This is a genomic window from Duganella sp. Dugasp78, from assembly GCF_059491455.1.
On the sequence record NZ_CP168506.1, the window covers coordinates 5,971,126 to 5,985,656 of the forward strand.

At 67.2% G+C, this 14,531-nt stretch carries 14 protein-coding genes; 6 read left to right on the forward strand and 8 right to left on the reverse strand.

All coding sequences use genetic code 11. The features are described from left to right. Nucleotides 1–9: 9 nt before the first annotated feature. From ACEN9O_RS26455 to ACEN9O_RS26490, 8 genes are all read right to left on the reverse strand, one after another. Nucleotides 10–438, reverse strand: coding sequence for an agglutinin biogenesis protein MshP (locus ACEN9O_RS26455; RefSeq protein WP_495614772.1), 429 nt, complete (start codon nucleotides 436–438; stop codon nucleotides 10–12). Then, entirely contained in the window at nucleotides 435–1,268 is an 834-nt protein-coding gene (locus ACEN9O_RS26460) for a prepilin-type N-terminal cleavage/methylation domain-containing protein (protein WP_495614773.1), read from the reverse strand. The genes ACEN9O_RS26455 and ACEN9O_RS26460 overlap by 4 nt, the downstream gene beginning before the upstream one ends. Beyond that, entirely contained in the window at nucleotides 1,265–1,828 is a 564-nt protein-coding gene (locus tag ACEN9O_RS26465) for a hypothetical protein (protein ID WP_495614774.1), read from the reverse strand. The genes ACEN9O_RS26460 and ACEN9O_RS26465 overlap by 4 nt, the downstream gene beginning before the upstream one ends. Next, nucleotides 1,818–2,360, reverse strand: a complete 543-nt coding sequence (locus ACEN9O_RS26470) for a prepilin-type N-terminal cleavage/methylation domain-containing protein (protein ID WP_495614775.1) — start codon at nucleotides 2,358–2,360, stop codon at nucleotides 1,818–1,820. The genes ACEN9O_RS26465 and ACEN9O_RS26470 overlap by 11 nt, the downstream gene beginning before the upstream one ends. A 33-nt stretch (nucleotides 2,361–2,393) precedes the next feature. Then, a complete protein-coding gene (locus ACEN9O_RS26475) occupies nucleotides 2,394–2,852 on the reverse strand; it encodes a prepilin-type N-terminal cleavage/methylation domain-containing protein (protein ID WP_495614776.1) in 459 nt (152 codons plus the stop codon). A 68-nt stretch (nucleotides 2,853–2,920) separates the two neighbouring features. After that, nucleotides 2,921–3,457 carry a type II secretion system protein gene (locus tag ACEN9O_RS26480; RefSeq protein ID WP_495614777.1) on the reverse strand — a complete coding sequence of 179 codons (537 nt, stop codon included), beginning with the start codon at nucleotides 3,455–3,457 and terminating at the stop codon, nucleotides 2,921–2,923. Next, the gene (locus ACEN9O_RS26485; RefSeq protein ID WP_495614778.1) at nucleotides 3,457–4,692 is read right to left on the reverse strand and encodes a type II secretion system F family protein; all 1,236 of its coding nucleotides are present in this window, start codon (nucleotides 4,690–4,692) and stop codon (nucleotides 3,457–3,459) included. Before ACEN9O_RS26485 ends, ACEN9O_RS26480 begins: the two co-directional genes overlap by 1 nt. Nucleotide 4,693: 1 nt before the next feature. Beyond that, nucleotides 4,694–6,400 (reverse strand): GspE/PulE family protein, encoded by a 1,707-nt coding sequence (locus ACEN9O_RS26490; RefSeq protein WP_495614779.1) that lies wholly within the window; start codon nucleotides 6,398–6,400, stop codon nucleotides 4,694–4,696. 167 nt (nucleotides 6,401–6,567) lie between these two features. Here ACEN9O_RS26490 and ACEN9O_RS26495 point away from each other — a divergent pair, with 167 nt between their 5' ends. From ACEN9O_RS26495 to ACEN9O_RS26520, 6 genes are all read left to right on the forward strand, one after another. Further along, nucleotides 6,568–7,284 carry an ABC transporter ATP-binding protein gene (locus tag ACEN9O_RS26495; RefSeq protein ID WP_495614780.1) on the forward strand — a complete coding sequence of 239 codons (717 nt, stop codon included), beginning with the start codon at nucleotides 6,568–6,570 and terminating at the stop codon, nucleotides 7,282–7,284. A 2-nt stretch (nucleotides 7,285–7,286) separates the two neighbouring features. Beyond that, nucleotides 7,287–8,204: an ExeA family protein gene (locus ACEN9O_RS26500; RefSeq protein ID WP_495614781.1), complete on the forward strand. Its 918-nt coding sequence runs from the start codon at nucleotides 7,287–7,289 to the stop codon at nucleotides 8,202–8,204. Between the two features lie 63 nt (nucleotides 8,205–8,267). Further along, a complete protein-coding gene (gene mshL, locus ACEN9O_RS26505; protein WP_495614782.1) occupies nucleotides 8,268–10,100 on the forward strand; it encodes a pilus (MSHA type) biogenesis protein MshL in 1,833 nt (610 codons plus the stop codon). Beyond that, complete coding sequence (locus tag ACEN9O_RS26510) at nucleotides 10,097–11,587, forward strand: tetratricopeptide repeat protein (protein ID WP_495614783.1); 1,491 nt, start codon at nucleotides 10,097–10,099, stop codon at nucleotides 11,585–11,587. Before mshL ends, ACEN9O_RS26510 begins: the two co-directional genes overlap by 4 nt. Before the next feature lie 23 nt (nucleotides 11,588–11,610). Next, nucleotides 11,611–13,326: a GspE/PulE family protein gene (locus tag ACEN9O_RS26515; RefSeq protein ID WP_495614784.1), complete on the forward strand. Its 1,716-nt coding sequence runs from the start codon at nucleotides 11,611–11,613 to the stop codon at nucleotides 13,324–13,326. Further along, entirely contained in the window at nucleotides 13,326–14,528 is a 1,203-nt protein-coding gene (locus ACEN9O_RS26520; RefSeq protein WP_495614785.1) for a type II secretion system F family protein, read from the forward strand. The genes ACEN9O_RS26515 and ACEN9O_RS26520 overlap by 1 nt, the downstream gene beginning before the upstream one ends. Nucleotides 14,529–14,531: the final 3 nt, after the last annotated feature.

Sequence of the window (14,531 nt, forward strand, 5' to 3'; positions counted from 1 at the left end):
GTCGCCTCCTCAGAACTGCACCGTGACCGTGCGCTGCACATAGTCGGCGCTGGTGGTGGCGGCGTTCGGGCACGCGCCAGCGGCCGGCTGGTTGCAGGCGGTGGCGGTGACGGTGATCCGGTTCATGCTCGCGCCCATGCCTGGCGTGGCGTTGACGGTGCACAGCACGGTGACGGTGAAGCTCGACAAGGTGCCGCCGAAACCAAAGCTGCGGCTGGGGGCGCAGCTGTTGTTGATCTGCTGCTGATACAGGCCGTATTCGACGCCGGAGCGGGCCGCCTCGTAGGCGCGCGCGCCCAGCAAATCCAACGCTGAACTGGCCTGCTGCGAGGTGGTCAGGCTCAGCATGGCCACGCCCAGCGCCGACAGCACCACCACCAGGAACAGCGCGGAGACGATGGAAAAGCCGGCGGCAAGCCGGTGGCGGATCGGTCTCATGGCGTGTTATCCAGGTGAACCTGGCGCACCAGGCTGATGTTTTCGCCATTGCTGCGCGACAGCGTCAACGATACGCCGACCAGTGCCGCATTGGTGTTGGCCAGCACCGTGTAATCGAAGCCGCAGCCGGTGACCAGGTTGGCCAACAACGCCCCCGCGCCGAACGGCGGCGCGCCCAGTCCGTTCAGGCCGATGATCTGGCTGGTGAAGTTGCGCGTCAGCGTGCCGCCGGTGGCGGACGGCGCGCACACATAGGTCACGGTGCCGGTCACGACCTGGAAGCGGCTGGTCGGCGACTGCATCGACGGCGACTGCGTGGCGAACGGGTTGTTGGCCAGCGTGATGCGGGTGCCGTTGACCGCCGTCACGCGGGCGATGTTGCCGAAAGTGCGGGCGTCCGCCGGCGCGGTGCCGATGTTGAACACGGCGATCCAGTCGTTCGGCACGATCTGCATGCGGCCGCTGGGCGCAGCGCCGGCGAGGTCGAACGACAGATTGGCCGCCGGGCTGAAGTCGAGCGGCAGCAGCGTGGCCGGCGGCGAATCGCTGACGTCGATGTAGCGGCCGCCGGTGCGCGTCAGCAGGAATTGCAGGGTGCGGCGGTCGGCGGAGATCAGCACGCTGTTGGGCAGGGCCAGGCGCAGCTCGCGCGTCATGCGGCGCAGCGCCAGGTCGGCGACGTCGGTCATGTCGACGCGGGCGGCCGTGTCGACATAATTCTGCACCGGCGTCTTGAGAAACACCGCCACCACGCCGGACAGGATGCCGGTGACGACGATGACGATGATCGCCTCCACCAGCGTAAAGCCGCGCGCGCGTTGCCTGCTCATAGCGACCTCGGCGCGTAGCGGGTGCGGTAGCCTTCCAGCACCACGGGGTCGCCGCCGGTGTAGGTGACAGTGACGGTGATGTGCAGCACGTTCATCGTGGCCGCCGTTGACGTGGATGTAATCTGGGCGGCAGCGGGACCCAGCGGGTCGCCGGCCGTGATCGCGACAATCGCCGAGTAGCCCGTCGGGAAGTTGTTGCCTGCGGCGTCGGTGCTGTAGGTGCCGCCATAATCGCTGACGTTGTCGAAAGGACGGGTGTTGCCCGCTTCCGGCCCCAATCCTTCTGCCACCGTGCAATTGGCCGGACTCAGCGTGGTTGGCAGCTCGGCCTTTGGATCGCTGCCGTCGCAAAACGTGAAGCGCGCCAGCCGGACTTCCTCCATCATGCCTTCGGCCAGGGCCAACGCCTGCTTGCGCCGCATCGGGTCGGGGCTGGAGCGCGCACCCAAGCCCAGCATCTGCAGCACGCTGACCACGGCAATGCCGACGATGACCATGAACATGATCAGCTCAACCAGGCTCAGGCCTGATTGCGCGCGCGCGGCCGGCTTAAAAGACATAGCCGGTTACCGGAGTGACGGTGACGCTGTGGGGGCTGCCGTCGCCGCTGACGGCCACTGTCAGCTGGGCGAAAGTCGAGTTCAGCCCGCCCAACGGATCGCTCGCCGCGAAGGGCTGGCCGGCGGGATCGAAATAGAAAGTGGCCGAGGACAGCGCCAGACCGTTGGGGACGCCTTCGCAAGCCCAGGCAGTGGAACCGCAGCTGGCAAGGGTGGCGCTGGTGCCGCTGTTGGCGCCGCCCGCTGGCGCCACGTGCGCCGTGCAGGCGGTGTCGTAGCACAGCGCCACGCTGCTGCCATTCAGACGCACGAAGACGTTGCGGCTCTGCGCGATGGCGACCTTCTGGCCGTAGCGCATCACGGCTTTGACCTGATCGGTGTAGGACACAGCGTCGAAACCCTGGCGCTGGAAGAAACGCGGCGCGGCGGTCGCGCCCAGGATGCCGATCACCACGATAATAACGACCAGCTCGACCAAGGTGAAGCCATCCGGCCTCGCGGGCCGGGTGCGGCGCCGTGGCGCCGGACCCATCACGCCCCTCTCCGGCCGCTCATGGTCGCTGCGTCAGCAACTGGAGCTGTCGACCACCGCGGTAGGGCCGCCGGCCAAAGTGGCTGCATAAGTGACGCTACACCCCGTTTTGTGGGCGGCATCACTGTAAAAGACGCCGGTGTTGGCGGCGGTCGTGTCGAAATCGGTAAGGGTAAGAGCATTCTCGATGGTTGCCGCGGTCGGGTAACCGGTAGTATTGTCAACGGTGACATTGCCGTCGAAGACCGTGGTCCCGGTTGCAGGCGAACCCGCGGCCAGCCAGCGGCCATGGTACATATTGGCCGCGCTCAGGATCGAGGCGCGCGCCGAGTTGAGCTTGGCGGCACGGGCATCGGCGCCCAGGCCGGCGAAACGCGGCAACGCGGTGGCTGCCAGGATGCCCAGAATAACGATCACAACAATCAATTCGATCAGCGTAAAACCGCCTTGCTGTGGCCGACTACGAAAAACGCGCGCTTGTGGGGTATGCATATAAATCTCCAGACCTTGCTAAGAAAAGTTCATCAACGCCTTCCTGCGGCATGTCGCGGCAGCGGCAATTATTCGGGGACTTCATTTAGCGCGATACCGGCAACGGCTCCCGGCTGGCGCTCTGCATTGGCGTTTTTTGAGGGCAAGCGCAGTAATTCTACCTTGAAACAAATGTTCTTTGAGGCACCATTTAACAAATTTTCTTGCGCTCCCCTCACGAATATCAGTTTTTGTTGCACCAGATCAAAATACCAGTTGCCAGCTTTAACATTTTTGGCCGCGGCCGGCGTTAATTCGCCGGCATAGTTGCCCGGCGCCTGCTCCAGCCAGGCCACCGGATTGGCGCCCGCCAGCGCCGCGATCTCCGCCTCCCTGCCCTGCGCCTGCAAAGCCATCACCTTGCCGGACAAGGCGCTGCGCATATTAATCAGCAGCGCCTGCACCGCCGCCTCGTCGCCGGCGCGCCGGTAATACGCCACCCGCTCCAGCGCCACCATCATCAGCAGGCCGAAAATACAGGCCACCACGGCGAACTCGAACAGCGTGAAACCCCGAGCCCGCCGTCGTTGTGGCCGCACAACAGCGATGCGTGTCCAGCGCCCCATCAGTGCGGCAACGCCACTTTGCCCAGATCCCAGATCGGCACGAAAATGCCCAGCGCCAGCACCAGCACCAGCATGCCGAGGAAGGTGATCAGGATGGGCTCGATCTGCGCCGCCAGCGTCTTCAGTTCGTAGTCCACCTCGCGTTCGTACATCTGGGCGATCTCGTCCATCAAGTCGTCGAGCGAGCCCGATTCCTCGCCCACGGCGATCATCTGCAGCACAATTGGTGTAAACACATTGGCCGTCATCGAGGTGCGCAGGATGCTCTCGCCGCGCTCGACGCCGTCGCGCATCTGCTCGACGCGCGAACACAGGTAGGCGTTGTCGACCGTCTGCGACACCACCGTCAGCGCCTGCACGATCGGCACGCCGCTGCGGCTGGACAGCGAGAAGCTGCGGGCGAAGCGCGCCATCGTGGCCTTCTGGATAATCTTGCCGGCGATGGGGAACTTCAGCTTGTAGCGGTCCCACAGGAACTGGCCGGCGCTGGTGCTGACCCAGTAGCGGAAGCCGAACACGGCCCCACCGGCCACCACCAGCAGCTGCGGCCAGTAGGCGACGGTGAAGTGCGAGGTGCCGATCAGCAGGCGCGTCATCAGCGGCAGCTGGGCATGGAAGCTCTCGAACACCTTGACGAACTGCGGGATCACGAAGATGTTGACGATCGCCATCGCGATGATCATGGCGACAATCACGAAGATGGGGTAGCGGGTGGCGCTCTTGACGCGGGCGCGCATCTCGCGGTCGAACTCCAGGTGGTCGAACAGGCGCAGGAACACCTCCTCCAGCCGCCCCGTCATCTCGCCCACGCGCACCATGGACAGGTAAAAGTCGTTGAACACGGTGGGGTGGCGCCGCATCGCGGCCGACAGTTCGCGGCCGGCGTCCAGCGATTCGCGCAGGTCCTTGATCACCTTGCCGAACGATTTGCTGATCGCCGATTCCTGCAAGCCGGCCAGCCCGCGCATGATGGGCACGCCGGACTTGAGCAGCGTGTACATCTGGCGGCTGAACAATTGCACATCCATCGCCGTCACCTTTTTCTCAAGCAGCGTGCTCCACCAGGCCTCGCCGCCGGAACCGCCGGTGGCGGCCTTGCGGGTCAGCGCGATCTCGACCGGAATGGCGCCGGCGCCGACCAGGTGATTGGCCACGGCGCCGCTGTCGGCCGCCTCCAGCACGCCCTGCATCAGCTCTCCGCGCGCACTGCGCGCCTTGTAGGCATAGAACGGCACCTTAATCCTCCGTCTGGTTACTGATGCGCATCGCCTCGGCCACCGTGGTACGGCCCTGTATCACCAGCGCCACCGCGTGGCGGCGCAAGGTGTCGCCGGCCATCTGCGCCGCCGCCGTCTTCAGGAAATGCGACGGATCGGGGTCGTTGGCGGCATCGACCACCTCGCGCGTCATTTCCAGCAGCTCGTACACGCCGGTACGGCCGCGATATCCCATGCCATTGCAATGCGAACAACCCTTGCCATGGAAATAGCGCGCCTTGTCCACCTTGTCGTGCAGCTCCATGCGCAGCCACTCGTGCTCGGGCGGCGTCAGCTCGTACGGCGTGGTGCAGCTTTCGCAGATCACCCGCACCAGCCGCTGCGCCAGCACGGCTTGCAGCGAGCTCCCCACCATGTAGCGCGGCACGCCCATGTCCATCAGCCGCAGCGGCGTGCTGGCCGCGTCGTTGGTGTGCAAAGTCGATAATACCAAGTGTCCGGTCATGGCGGCGCGCAAACCGATCTGGGCCGTTTCCTGGTCGCGCATCTCGCCCACCAGCACGATGTCCGGGTCCTGCCGCAGCGCGGAACGCAGCACGCGCGCGAAGCTCAGCTCGATCTTGTCGTTGACCTGCACCTGGTTGATGCCGGGCAGCCGGTATTCGACCGGGTCCTCCACCGTGATCAGCTTTTTCTCCACCGAGTTGAGCTCGGCCAGCGCGCAATACAGCGTGGTGGTCTTGCCGCTGCCGGTCGGCCCGGTCACCAGCACCAGTCCGTTGGGACGCTGGACGATGGCGCGGAACTTGTCCAGGACGGTCTTCGGCATGCCGATGGCGTCCAGCCGCAGCTGGGTGTTGCTCTGGCTGAGCAGACGCATCACCACCGATTCGCCGTACTGGGTCGGCATGGTGGAGATACGCACGTCGATGCGCTGGTTTTTCACGCGCACGGCGAAGCGGCCGTCCTGCGGCAGGCGCTTTTCCGAGATGTCGAGGTCGGACATCAGCTTCAGCCGCAGCGCCAGCGAGGGTGCGATCTTGATATCGGCCTCGGTTTGCAGGTGCAGCACGCCGTCGATGCGGAAGCGGATCTGCAGCCGGCCTTCCTGCGGCTCGATGTGGATGTCCGAGGCGCGCACCTGGCTGGCGTCGTCGAACACCGACTGCAGCAGCTTGACGATGGGCGCCTCTTCCAGGTTGGGGTTGGCGGCGGCCAGCGCGCCGAAGTCGACCGAGGCGTCGCCCAGGTCCTGCTCCAGCTCGCGCGCCAGGTCGGAGATGTCCTCGGTGCGGCGGTAGATGCGGTCGATCACGCCCAGCACCTCGGTCTCGTTGACCACGGCCAGCTCGATCGGCTGCTTGACGATGCGCACGATCTCGTCGTAGGCAAACAGGTCGCTCGGATCGGACATGCCGACCAGCAGCGCGCCGCGGCGGTCCTCCAGCACCAGCGCGCGGAAGCGGCGGGCCTGGGTTTCCGGCAGCAGGCGGACGATCTCGGGATTGACGTTGAAGAACTTCAGGTTCAGATAAGGAATGTTCAGCTGGCGCGCCAGCGCGCCGGCGATCTGTTCCTCGGTGACATAGCCGTTTTCGATAAACACCCGGCCCAGCTTGCGTCCGCTGCGCTTTTGCTCGGCCAGCGCCAGGCCCAGTTGCTCCTCCGTCAGCAGCTTCTGCTGCACCAAAATTTCCCCAAGCCGTACTTTCTCTGGCCTTGTCATGCACCGCTCCTTGTGATCTCCGCCGCCTGCCGGCCTGCGGCCATTCTAGTGCAGAACCCGGTGCTTGCGACACTCCGCATGCGCCCGGCGCGACAGGGTGTCGCTTTCTTCTCACGAATGCGCTACAGTGTCGTTCGTTTCCCTGCCCCACAGAGCCAGCACCTTTCATGACCGTCCCTGCCCTGCGCTTTCAGCAAGTCGTCAAACGCTATGGCCAGGCCAGCGTGCTGCAGGGCGTGGACCTGACGCTGCAAGCGGGTGAATGCTTCGGCCTGGTGGGCGTGAACGGCGCCGGCAAGACCAGCCTGATCAAGTGCCTGCTGGACTTCTGCGCACTCGACGGCGGCGCCATCGACATCTTCGGCCAGCCGCACAGCCGGCCGGCCAGCCGCCAGCCGCTGGGCTTCCTGCCCGAACGCTTCACCCCGCCCTACTATTTAACCGGCGCCGATTTCATCCGCTACCTGCTGACCTTGCAGGGCACGGCCTACGACCCGGCCGCCGTGCACGCCATGCTGGCAGCGCTGGACCTGGACCCGGACGCGCTCAGGCGCACGGTGCGCGGCTATTCCAAAGGCATGACGCAGAAACTCGGCCTGGCCGCCTGCCTGCTGGCGCGCAAGCCGCTGTACGTGCTGGACGAGCCGATGAGCGGCCTCGACCCGAAGGCGCGCGCGCTGCTCAAACAACAGCTGCGCCAGCTGCACCAGGCCGGCTGCACGCTGTTCTTGACCTCGCACATGCTGGCCGACGTCGACGAGCTGTGCGACCGCATGGCCATCCTGCATGAAGGCCGCATCCGCTTTGCCGGCTCGCCGGCCGAGTGCCGCAGCCACTACGGCGCGGCCAACCTGGAGCAAGCCTTCCTGGCTTGCATCGCGTGAGCATGTACCAGTCGCACTTCGGCCTGCGCGAATCGCCGTTCGGCATCACGCCCAATCCGGCCTTTTTCTACGCCGGCAATACCCGCGGCGAAATCCTGCAAGCCTTGCTGTATGCGGTCTGCCACGGCGAAGGCATCGTCAAGGTGACCGGCGAAGTGGGCGCCGGCAAGACCATGTTGTGCCGCATGCTGGAACACCAGCTGCCGCCGCATGTCGACGTAATCTACCTGGTCAATCCCAACCTCGATCCGCAGGAAGTGCAGTACGCCATCGCCGCCGAACTGGGCATCGCCGGCCACGGCCTGCGCATCGACGAGGTCCAGCGCCGCCTGCAGGCCGACCTGATCGCCCGCCACGGCCAGGGCCGCCAGGTGGTGCTGCTGGTCGAGGAGGCCCAGGCCATGCCGCTCGACACGCTCGAAGCGATCCGCCTGCTGACCAACCTGGAGACCGCGCGCAGCAAGCTGCTGCAGATCGTGCTGTTCGGCCAGCCGGAGCTGGACCAGCACCTGGCCCTGGCCAGCATGCGCCAGCTGAGGGAACGCATCACCCACAGCTTCACGGTGCCGGCGCTGGCGCCGTCGCTGATCGGCGAGTTCCTCGAATTCCGCCTGCGCGCGGCCGGCCACGACGGCCCCAGCGTGTTCAGCCCGGCCGCCGCCAAACTGATCGCCGAGCGCTCCGAGGGCATCGTCCGCCGCATCAACATCCTGGCCGACAAGGCCTTGCTGGCCGCCTACGCGGCCGACGCCAGCGTCGTCAGCGCCCGCCACGCGCGCCAGGCGATCCGCGAATCGGCCTTCCACCGGCGCGGCTGGCGACAGACTTTCCCTTTGCACGCTGTTGCAGTGGGGGCTCTGGCGGCCCTGCTAATTTGGGCAATTTACGGCGCCATCCTTGCGGTGGCACCGAATTTGTAAGATCATGGTGTCTATATTGCAAATACACAACATCCTGCACTTCCCCCGGGCCGGAAAGAAACAATGAAAAAACTCGCCTCTCCCATTGTCCCCATGGTGTGCAGCGTGTTGCTGAGCGCGTGCGCGACCCATACCCTGCCCATCTCGCCGACCCACATCACGGAGCCGCCACGCGCCGCCGGCGCCATCCCCGAACCGGTGCAGCAAAGCGCGACCCTGCCGCCGCCGGCCGCCGCGCCCAAGGTGGAAACCTACAGCGTGACCGTGCACAAGGTGCCGGTGCAGTCGCTGCTGTTCGCGCTGGCGCGCGACGCCGGCCTGAACATCGACATCCACCCCGGCATCGAGGGCAACGTCACGCTGAACGCGCTGGACCAGACCTTGCCGCAGCTGCTGAACCGCATCCAGCGCCAGGTCGACATGCGCTACGAAATCAACGGCGCCACGCTGACCGTGCTGCCGGACACGCCGGAATGGCGCAACTACAAGGTCGACTACGTCAACATCGCGCGCAGCACCAACAGCAGCGTCAACATCGCCACCCAGATCTCGACCACCGGCGGCGGTGGCAGCAGCGGCGTCGCCGCCTCCAATCCGGTGGCCGCCACCACGCCGGCCGGCGGCCAGCAGCAGAACGCCAGCCAGGCGCAGACCAACAACGGCGCCAACGGCAACGGCAGCAACAACTCGACCACCGTGGTCAACAACCGTTCCGACAACAACTTCTGGTACAGCCTGGAGAAGAATATCCGCGACATGCTGCGCGCCTCCAACCTGGCCGACAACCCGGTCGACCCGCTGGCCGCGCCGGCGACCACTGCCGCGCCTGCCAACGGCCTGGCGCCGGCGGCCGACAACGGCGCCTTCGGCGGCCGCGCCGCCAGCGCCCAGAACGGCTCGTCGGTCATCGTCAACGCCGAGGGCGGCCTGATCGCCGTGCGCGCCACCGGCCGCCAGCACGCCAAGATCCGCGAATTCCTCGACATCGTGCTGGGCGCCGCCAAGCGCCAGGTGCTGATCGAGGCCACCATCATCGAGGTGCGCCTGAGCGACCAGTACCAGCAGGGCATCAACTGGCAATCGCTGGCCCGGGGCGGCCTCAAGCTCAACCAGGGCGCGCTGGGCTCGGCCACCATCCCCACCGCCACCAATCCCGGCGTGTTCGTGCTGAACTATACCAACCCGGCCAGCCGCCTGGGCAACATCGCCGCGACCATCGAGCTGCTGGAATCGTTCGGCAAGGTCAAGGTGCTGTCCAGCCCCAAGATCAGCGTGCTCAACAACCAGACCGCGCTGCTCAAGGTGGTCGATAACAACGTCTTCTTCTCGATCAAGGTGACGCCGGCCGTGCTGGGCCAGAACGGCACGCCGATCTCCCAGGCCACCTACGAGTCCCATCTGGAGACGGTGCCGGTCGGCTTCGTGATGAGCGTGACGCCGCAGATTTCCGACAGCGACGAGGTCACGCTCAACGTGCGCCCGACCATCACCCGCATCGTCGGCTACGTCAAGGACCCCAATCCGGCGCTGGCCGACGCCAAGGTCGAGAGCCAGGTGCCGGTGATCCAGGCGCGCGAGCTGGAATCGCTGATGAAGGTGAGCAGCGGCCAGATCGCCGTCATGGGCGGCCTGATGCAGGACTCGGTCGACAACGCCCGGGACGGCATGCCGGGCCTGAGCAGCGTGCCGCTGCTGGGCAACCTGTTCGCCCACCGCAACGAGACCACCACCAAGACCGAGCTGGTGATCTTCATGCGGCCGGTGGTGGTCAAGGACGCCAGCGTCAACGGCGACTACAAGGAATACCGCTACATGCTGCCGGGCGAAGTGGCCGACAAGGCGCCCTACCCGGTGCCCGTGCCCGCTTCCCCCACCGCCAAGGCGAACGGATCATGAGTCTACTGATGCAGGCGCTCAAGAAGGCCGAACGCGCCAAACAAGGTTCGGCCAGCGAGGACGACGTCGACAAGCCGTCGGAAGCGTTCGACGCCATCCTGGCGCTGACGCCGGACGCGGCGCAGGCGCCGGCCCGCGCCGAGCCGCAGCGCCATGCCGATCCGCTGGCCGGCCTCAGCCTGGAGCCGATGGCGCCGGCCGCCAGCCTGGCGCCGCGCCCCATGCCCGATCCGCTGCCCGCGCCCAGCGACCACCAGCCGCCCGGCCTGACGCTGGACCTGGCGCCCGATCCGGCCGACCCGGCCGCGGCGGCCCCGGCCCCGGCCCCCGCACCCGCTCCCGCGCCGCCGCCGACGGCTGCCAAGCCGGCCGCCAGGCCGCAGGCGCGCGCCGAGCACGCCGGCAAAAATGACAAGGCCGACAAGCCGGAGAAAGCCGGCAAGCCGCGCGGCGCCGCCCGCGCCCGCGCCGCCGCCGAGGCGGTCGAGCCGACCGGCATCGACCCGGCGCGGCTGCGCCTGATCGGCCTGGTCGCGGCGCTGCTGCTCATCGTCGGCGGCTTCGGCTATTACTACTGGCAGGCGATCATGGCGCCCGGCGCCGGCGCGCGCCTGCCGCCGGTGCCGATGCCGCCGCCCGGCGCCACCGGCGCCACGCCGGCGCAGCTGGTGCGGGCCGCGCCCGACAGCCAGGCCGCGCCCGCCGACGGCACCGATCCGCTGCTGGCGCCGCCCGCCCGGCACGACGCCGCGCGCGACGACCTGGAACGCCGGCTGGCACAGACCGAACAACAACTGGCCGCCACCCAGCAGGCGGTCCAGGCCCAGCGCGCCGCGCCGCAGGCCGACCAGCTGCCGCCGCTGGCCGCGCCCGACAACAGCGAGATCAAGGTGGCGCGCGCGGTGCAGGCCTCACCGCTGGCGCCGGCGCTGAACGGCGCCTACCAGTCGCTCAACAATGGCGACCTGTCCGCCGCCCAGCAGCAATACGAGGCCGCGCTGCGCCAGGACCCGAACAACCGCGACGCCCTGCTCGGCCTGGCCACCCTGGCCGCGCGCGCCGGCCAGAGCCAGGCCGCCGCCAGCCGCTACCTGCGCCTGCTCGAGCTCGACCCCAACGACACCGCCGCCGTGGCCGGCCTGGTGGGCCTGCGCCAGGGCGACCCCGGCCAGAACGAGACGCGCCTGAAGGCCCTGCTGGCCGCCAATCCGGACGCCGCGCCGGCCCAGTTCGCGCTGGGCAACCTGTATGCCCAGCAGGGCCGCTGGTCCGAGGCCCAGCAGGCGTATTTCCGCGCCTTCAGCGCGGCGCCGGACAATCCGGACTACGCCTACAACCTGGCCATCGGCCTGGACCGGCTGAACCAGGGCAAGCTGGCGCTGGGCTATTACCAGCGCGCGCTGGCGCTGGCGCAGAACCGCGCGGCCGCCTTCGACCGCAGCGCGCTGCGCACCCGCATGCAGGAATTGAACGCCGGCGCACGCTGAGCCGGCAGCGAGAGAACAGATCCATGGCAGAACAAGCAAAACTTCCACTCGGCAAGCTGCTGATCCAGAAAGGCGTGATCAGCGAGGACCAGCTGCGCATCGCCCTGATCGAACAAAAGCGCAGCAGCGAGCCGCTGGGGAAGCTGCTGATCACGCTGGGCTTCGTGACCGAGGCCACGGTGCGCATGGCGCTGTCGGAAAACCTCAACCAGCAGAGCGCCGACCTGACCAGCCTGGTGGTGGACGCGATCGCCCTCAAGCTGATCCCCAAGGACGTGGCCAAGCGCTACAAGGTGTTCCCCATCGTCTACGAGCGCGCCACCGACAACCTGATCCTGGCCATGTCGGACACCAGCAACATCGTCGCGCTGGACCAGATCAGCGCCATGCTGGTCAAGGGCATCACCATCAGCCCGCTGCTGGTGAACGAGTCCGACATCCAGCGCGCCATCGACCAGTACTACGGCTTCGAGCTGTCGATCGACGGCATCCTGCACGAGATCGAGACGGGCGAGGTCAACTACGCCAGCCTGGGCAGCACCTCGGACGAGTACAGCCAGCCGGTGGTGCGGCTGATCGACGCCATCCTGGCGGACGCCGTGCAGAACGGCGCCTCCGACCTGCACTTCGAGCCGGAGCAGTCCTTCCTGCGCATCCGCTACCGCATCGACGGCATCCTGCGCCAGATCCGCAGCCTGCACAAGTCCTACTGGCCGGCGATGGCGGTGCGCCTGAAGGTGATGAGCGGCATGAACATCGCCGAGACCCGGGCGCCGCAGGACGGCCGCATCTCGATCAAGTTCTCCGGCCGCCAGATCGATTTCCGCGCCTCGGCGCAGGCCACCACGCACGGCGAGAACTTCGTGCTGCGGGTGCTGGACCGGCAGAAGGGCATCGTGCCGCTGGACGGCCTGGGCCTGGGCGAGAACGAGCTCAGCCTGCTCAAGCTGATGATCGCCCGTCCCGACGGCGTGATCCTGGTGACCGGCCCGACCGGCTCGGGCAAGACCACCACCCTGTACTCCATCCTCAACCACATCAACACCGAGAGCGTCAACATCATGACGCTGGAGGACCCGGTCGAGTACCCGATGAACATGATACGCCAGACCGCCGTCAACGAGGCCGCCAAGATGGGCTTTGCCGACGGCATCCGCTCGATGATGCGGCAGGACCCGGACATCATCCTGGTGGGCGAGATCCGCGACCGCGAGACCGCCGAGATGGCGTTCTCGGCGGCCATGACCGGCCACCAGGTGTACTCGACCCTGCACACCAACTCGGCCATCGGCGCCATCCCGCGCCTGCTCGACATCGGCGTGGTGCCCGACATCATGGCCGGCAACGTGATCGGCATCATCGCCCAGCGTCTGGTGCGCAAGCTGTGCCTGGCCTGCCGCGCGCCGCACGAGGCCGACGGCGTCGAGCGCCGCCTGCTGGGCCTGGACCAGGCGGCGCCGGCGCCCACCCTGTACCACGCGGTCGGCTGCCCGGCCTGCGGCCACCAGGGCTACAAGGGCCGGCTGGCGATCATCGAGCTGCTGAAGATGACGCCGGCGCTGGACGAGCTGGTGGCGCGCCGCGCCTCGACCCGCGAGCTCAAGACGGCCGCCGCGGCCGGCGCCTTCCACACGCTGATCGACGACGGCGTGCGGCGCGTGCTCGAGGGCGTGACCACGCTGGAGGAAGTGGGCCGCGTGGTGGACCTGACCGAACGCCTCAGCGAGCGGCCCGCCTGATGGCCCAATACTACTACCGCGCGATGGACGCCACCGGCCACATCCAGCCGGGCAATATGGACGCCGCCAACGAGCCGGACCTGGAGCTGCGGCTGCACCGCATGGGCCTGGACCTGATCGAGTGCCGCGTCTCGCGCAGCCGGGTGCTGGCGCTCAAGCGCCTGATCACGCGGCACGACCTGATCAACTTCTGCTTCCACATGGAGCAGCTGACCGGCGCCGGCGTGCCCATCCTGGAGGGCTTGAACGACCTGCGCGAGAGCATCGACCATCCGCGCTTCCGCGAGATGATCACCGGCCTGATCGAGAACATCGAGGGCGGCCTGCAGCTCTCGGCGGCGCTGGCGGCCTATCCGGAGGTGTTCGACCTGACCTTCGTCAGCCTGATCACCGCGGGCGAGCAGAGCGGCAAGCTGGCCGAGGTGTTCAAGAACCTGGCCGACAGCCTGAAGTGGCAGGACGAGCTGGCCTCGCAGACCAAGAAGATCGTCATGTACCCGGCCGCCGTCGGCAGCTTCGTGGTGGCGGTCACCTTCTTCCTGATGATCTACCTGGTGCCGCAGCTGGCCTCCTTCGTCAAGAACATGGGCAACACGCTGCCGCTGCACACGCGCGCGCTGATCTTCGTCTCCGGCATCTTCATCGACTACTGGTATGTGCTGGTGGCGCTGCCGCCGCTCGCCTGGTTCGGCGGGCGCGCCTGGCTGGCGCGCAGCGAGCAGGCGCGCTACCGCGCCGACGGCCTGACCCTGCGCATCTGGATGATCGGCCCGGTGCTGCACAAGATCATCCTGGCCCGCTTCGCCACCTTCTTCGCCATGATGTACGGCTCCGGCATCACCGTGCTCGAATGCATCCACCTGTCCGAGGGCATCGTCGGCAACCGCGTGATCGCGGCCGGGCTGCGCCGCGCGGCCCAGCTGATCTCCGAGGGCCAGGGCATCACGGCGGCGTTCCAGATCACCGGCATCTTCCCGCCGCTGGTGATCCGCATGCTCAAGGTGGGCGAGGCCACCGGCGGCCTGGACGGCGCGCTGCGCAACGTCAGCTACTTCTACAACCGCGAGGTCAAGGAGATGATCGAGAAGGTGCAGACCATGATAGAGCCGGCGATGACCGTGATCTTGGGCCTGATGGTGGGCTGGATCATGCTCTCGGTGATGGGGCCGATTTACGACACGATCAGCAAGATCCGAACCTGAGGC

Coding starts and splice junctions, on each gene's coding strand:
- ACEN9O_RS26455 (WP_495614772.1), bottom strand. CDS start 438: ATGAGACCGATCCGCCACCGGCTTGCCGCCGGCTTTTCCATCGTCTCC.
- ACEN9O_RS26460 (WP_495614773.1), bottom strand. CDS start 1,268: ATGAGCAGGCAACGCGCGCGCGGCTTTACGCTGGTGGAGGCGATCATC.
- ACEN9O_RS26465 (WP_495614774.1), bottom strand. CDS start 1,828: ATGTCTTTTAAGCCGGCCGCGCGCGCGCAATCAGGCCTGAGCCTGGTT.
- ACEN9O_RS26470 (WP_495614775.1), bottom strand. CDS start 2,360: ATGGGTCCGGCGCCACGGCGCCGCACCCGGCCCGCGAGGCCGGATGGC.
- ACEN9O_RS26475 (WP_495614776.1), bottom strand. CDS start 2,852: ATGCATACCCCACAAGCGCGCGTTTTTCGTAGTCGGCCACAGCAAGGC.
- ACEN9O_RS26480 (WP_495614777.1), bottom strand. CDS start 3,457: ATGGGGCGCTGGACACGCATCGCTGTTGTGCGGCCACAACGACGGCGG.
- ACEN9O_RS26490 (WP_495614779.1), bottom strand. CDS start 6,400: ATGACAAGGCCAGAGAAAGTACGGCTTGGGGAAATTTTGGTGCAGCAG.
- ACEN9O_RS26495 (WP_495614780.1), top strand. CDS start 6,568: ATGACCGTCCCTGCCCTGCGCTTTCAGCAAGTCGTCAAACGCTATGGC.
- ACEN9O_RS26500 (WP_495614781.1), top strand. CDS start 7,287: ATGTACCAGTCGCACTTCGGCCTGCGCGAATCGCCGTTCGGCATCACG.
- mshL (WP_495614782.1), top strand. CDS start 8,268: ATGAAAAAACTCGCCTCTCCCATTGTCCCCATGGTGTGCAGCGTGTTG.
- ACEN9O_RS26510 (WP_495614783.1), top strand. CDS start 10,097: ATGAGTCTACTGATGCAGGCGCTCAAGAAGGCCGAACGCGCCAAACAA.
- ACEN9O_RS26515 (WP_495614784.1), top strand. CDS start 11,611: ATGGCAGAACAAGCAAAACTTCCACTCGGCAAGCTGCTGATCCAGAAA.
- ACEN9O_RS26520 (WP_495614785.1), top strand. CDS start 13,326: ATGGCCCAATACTACTACCGCGCGATGGACGCCACCGGCCACATCCAG.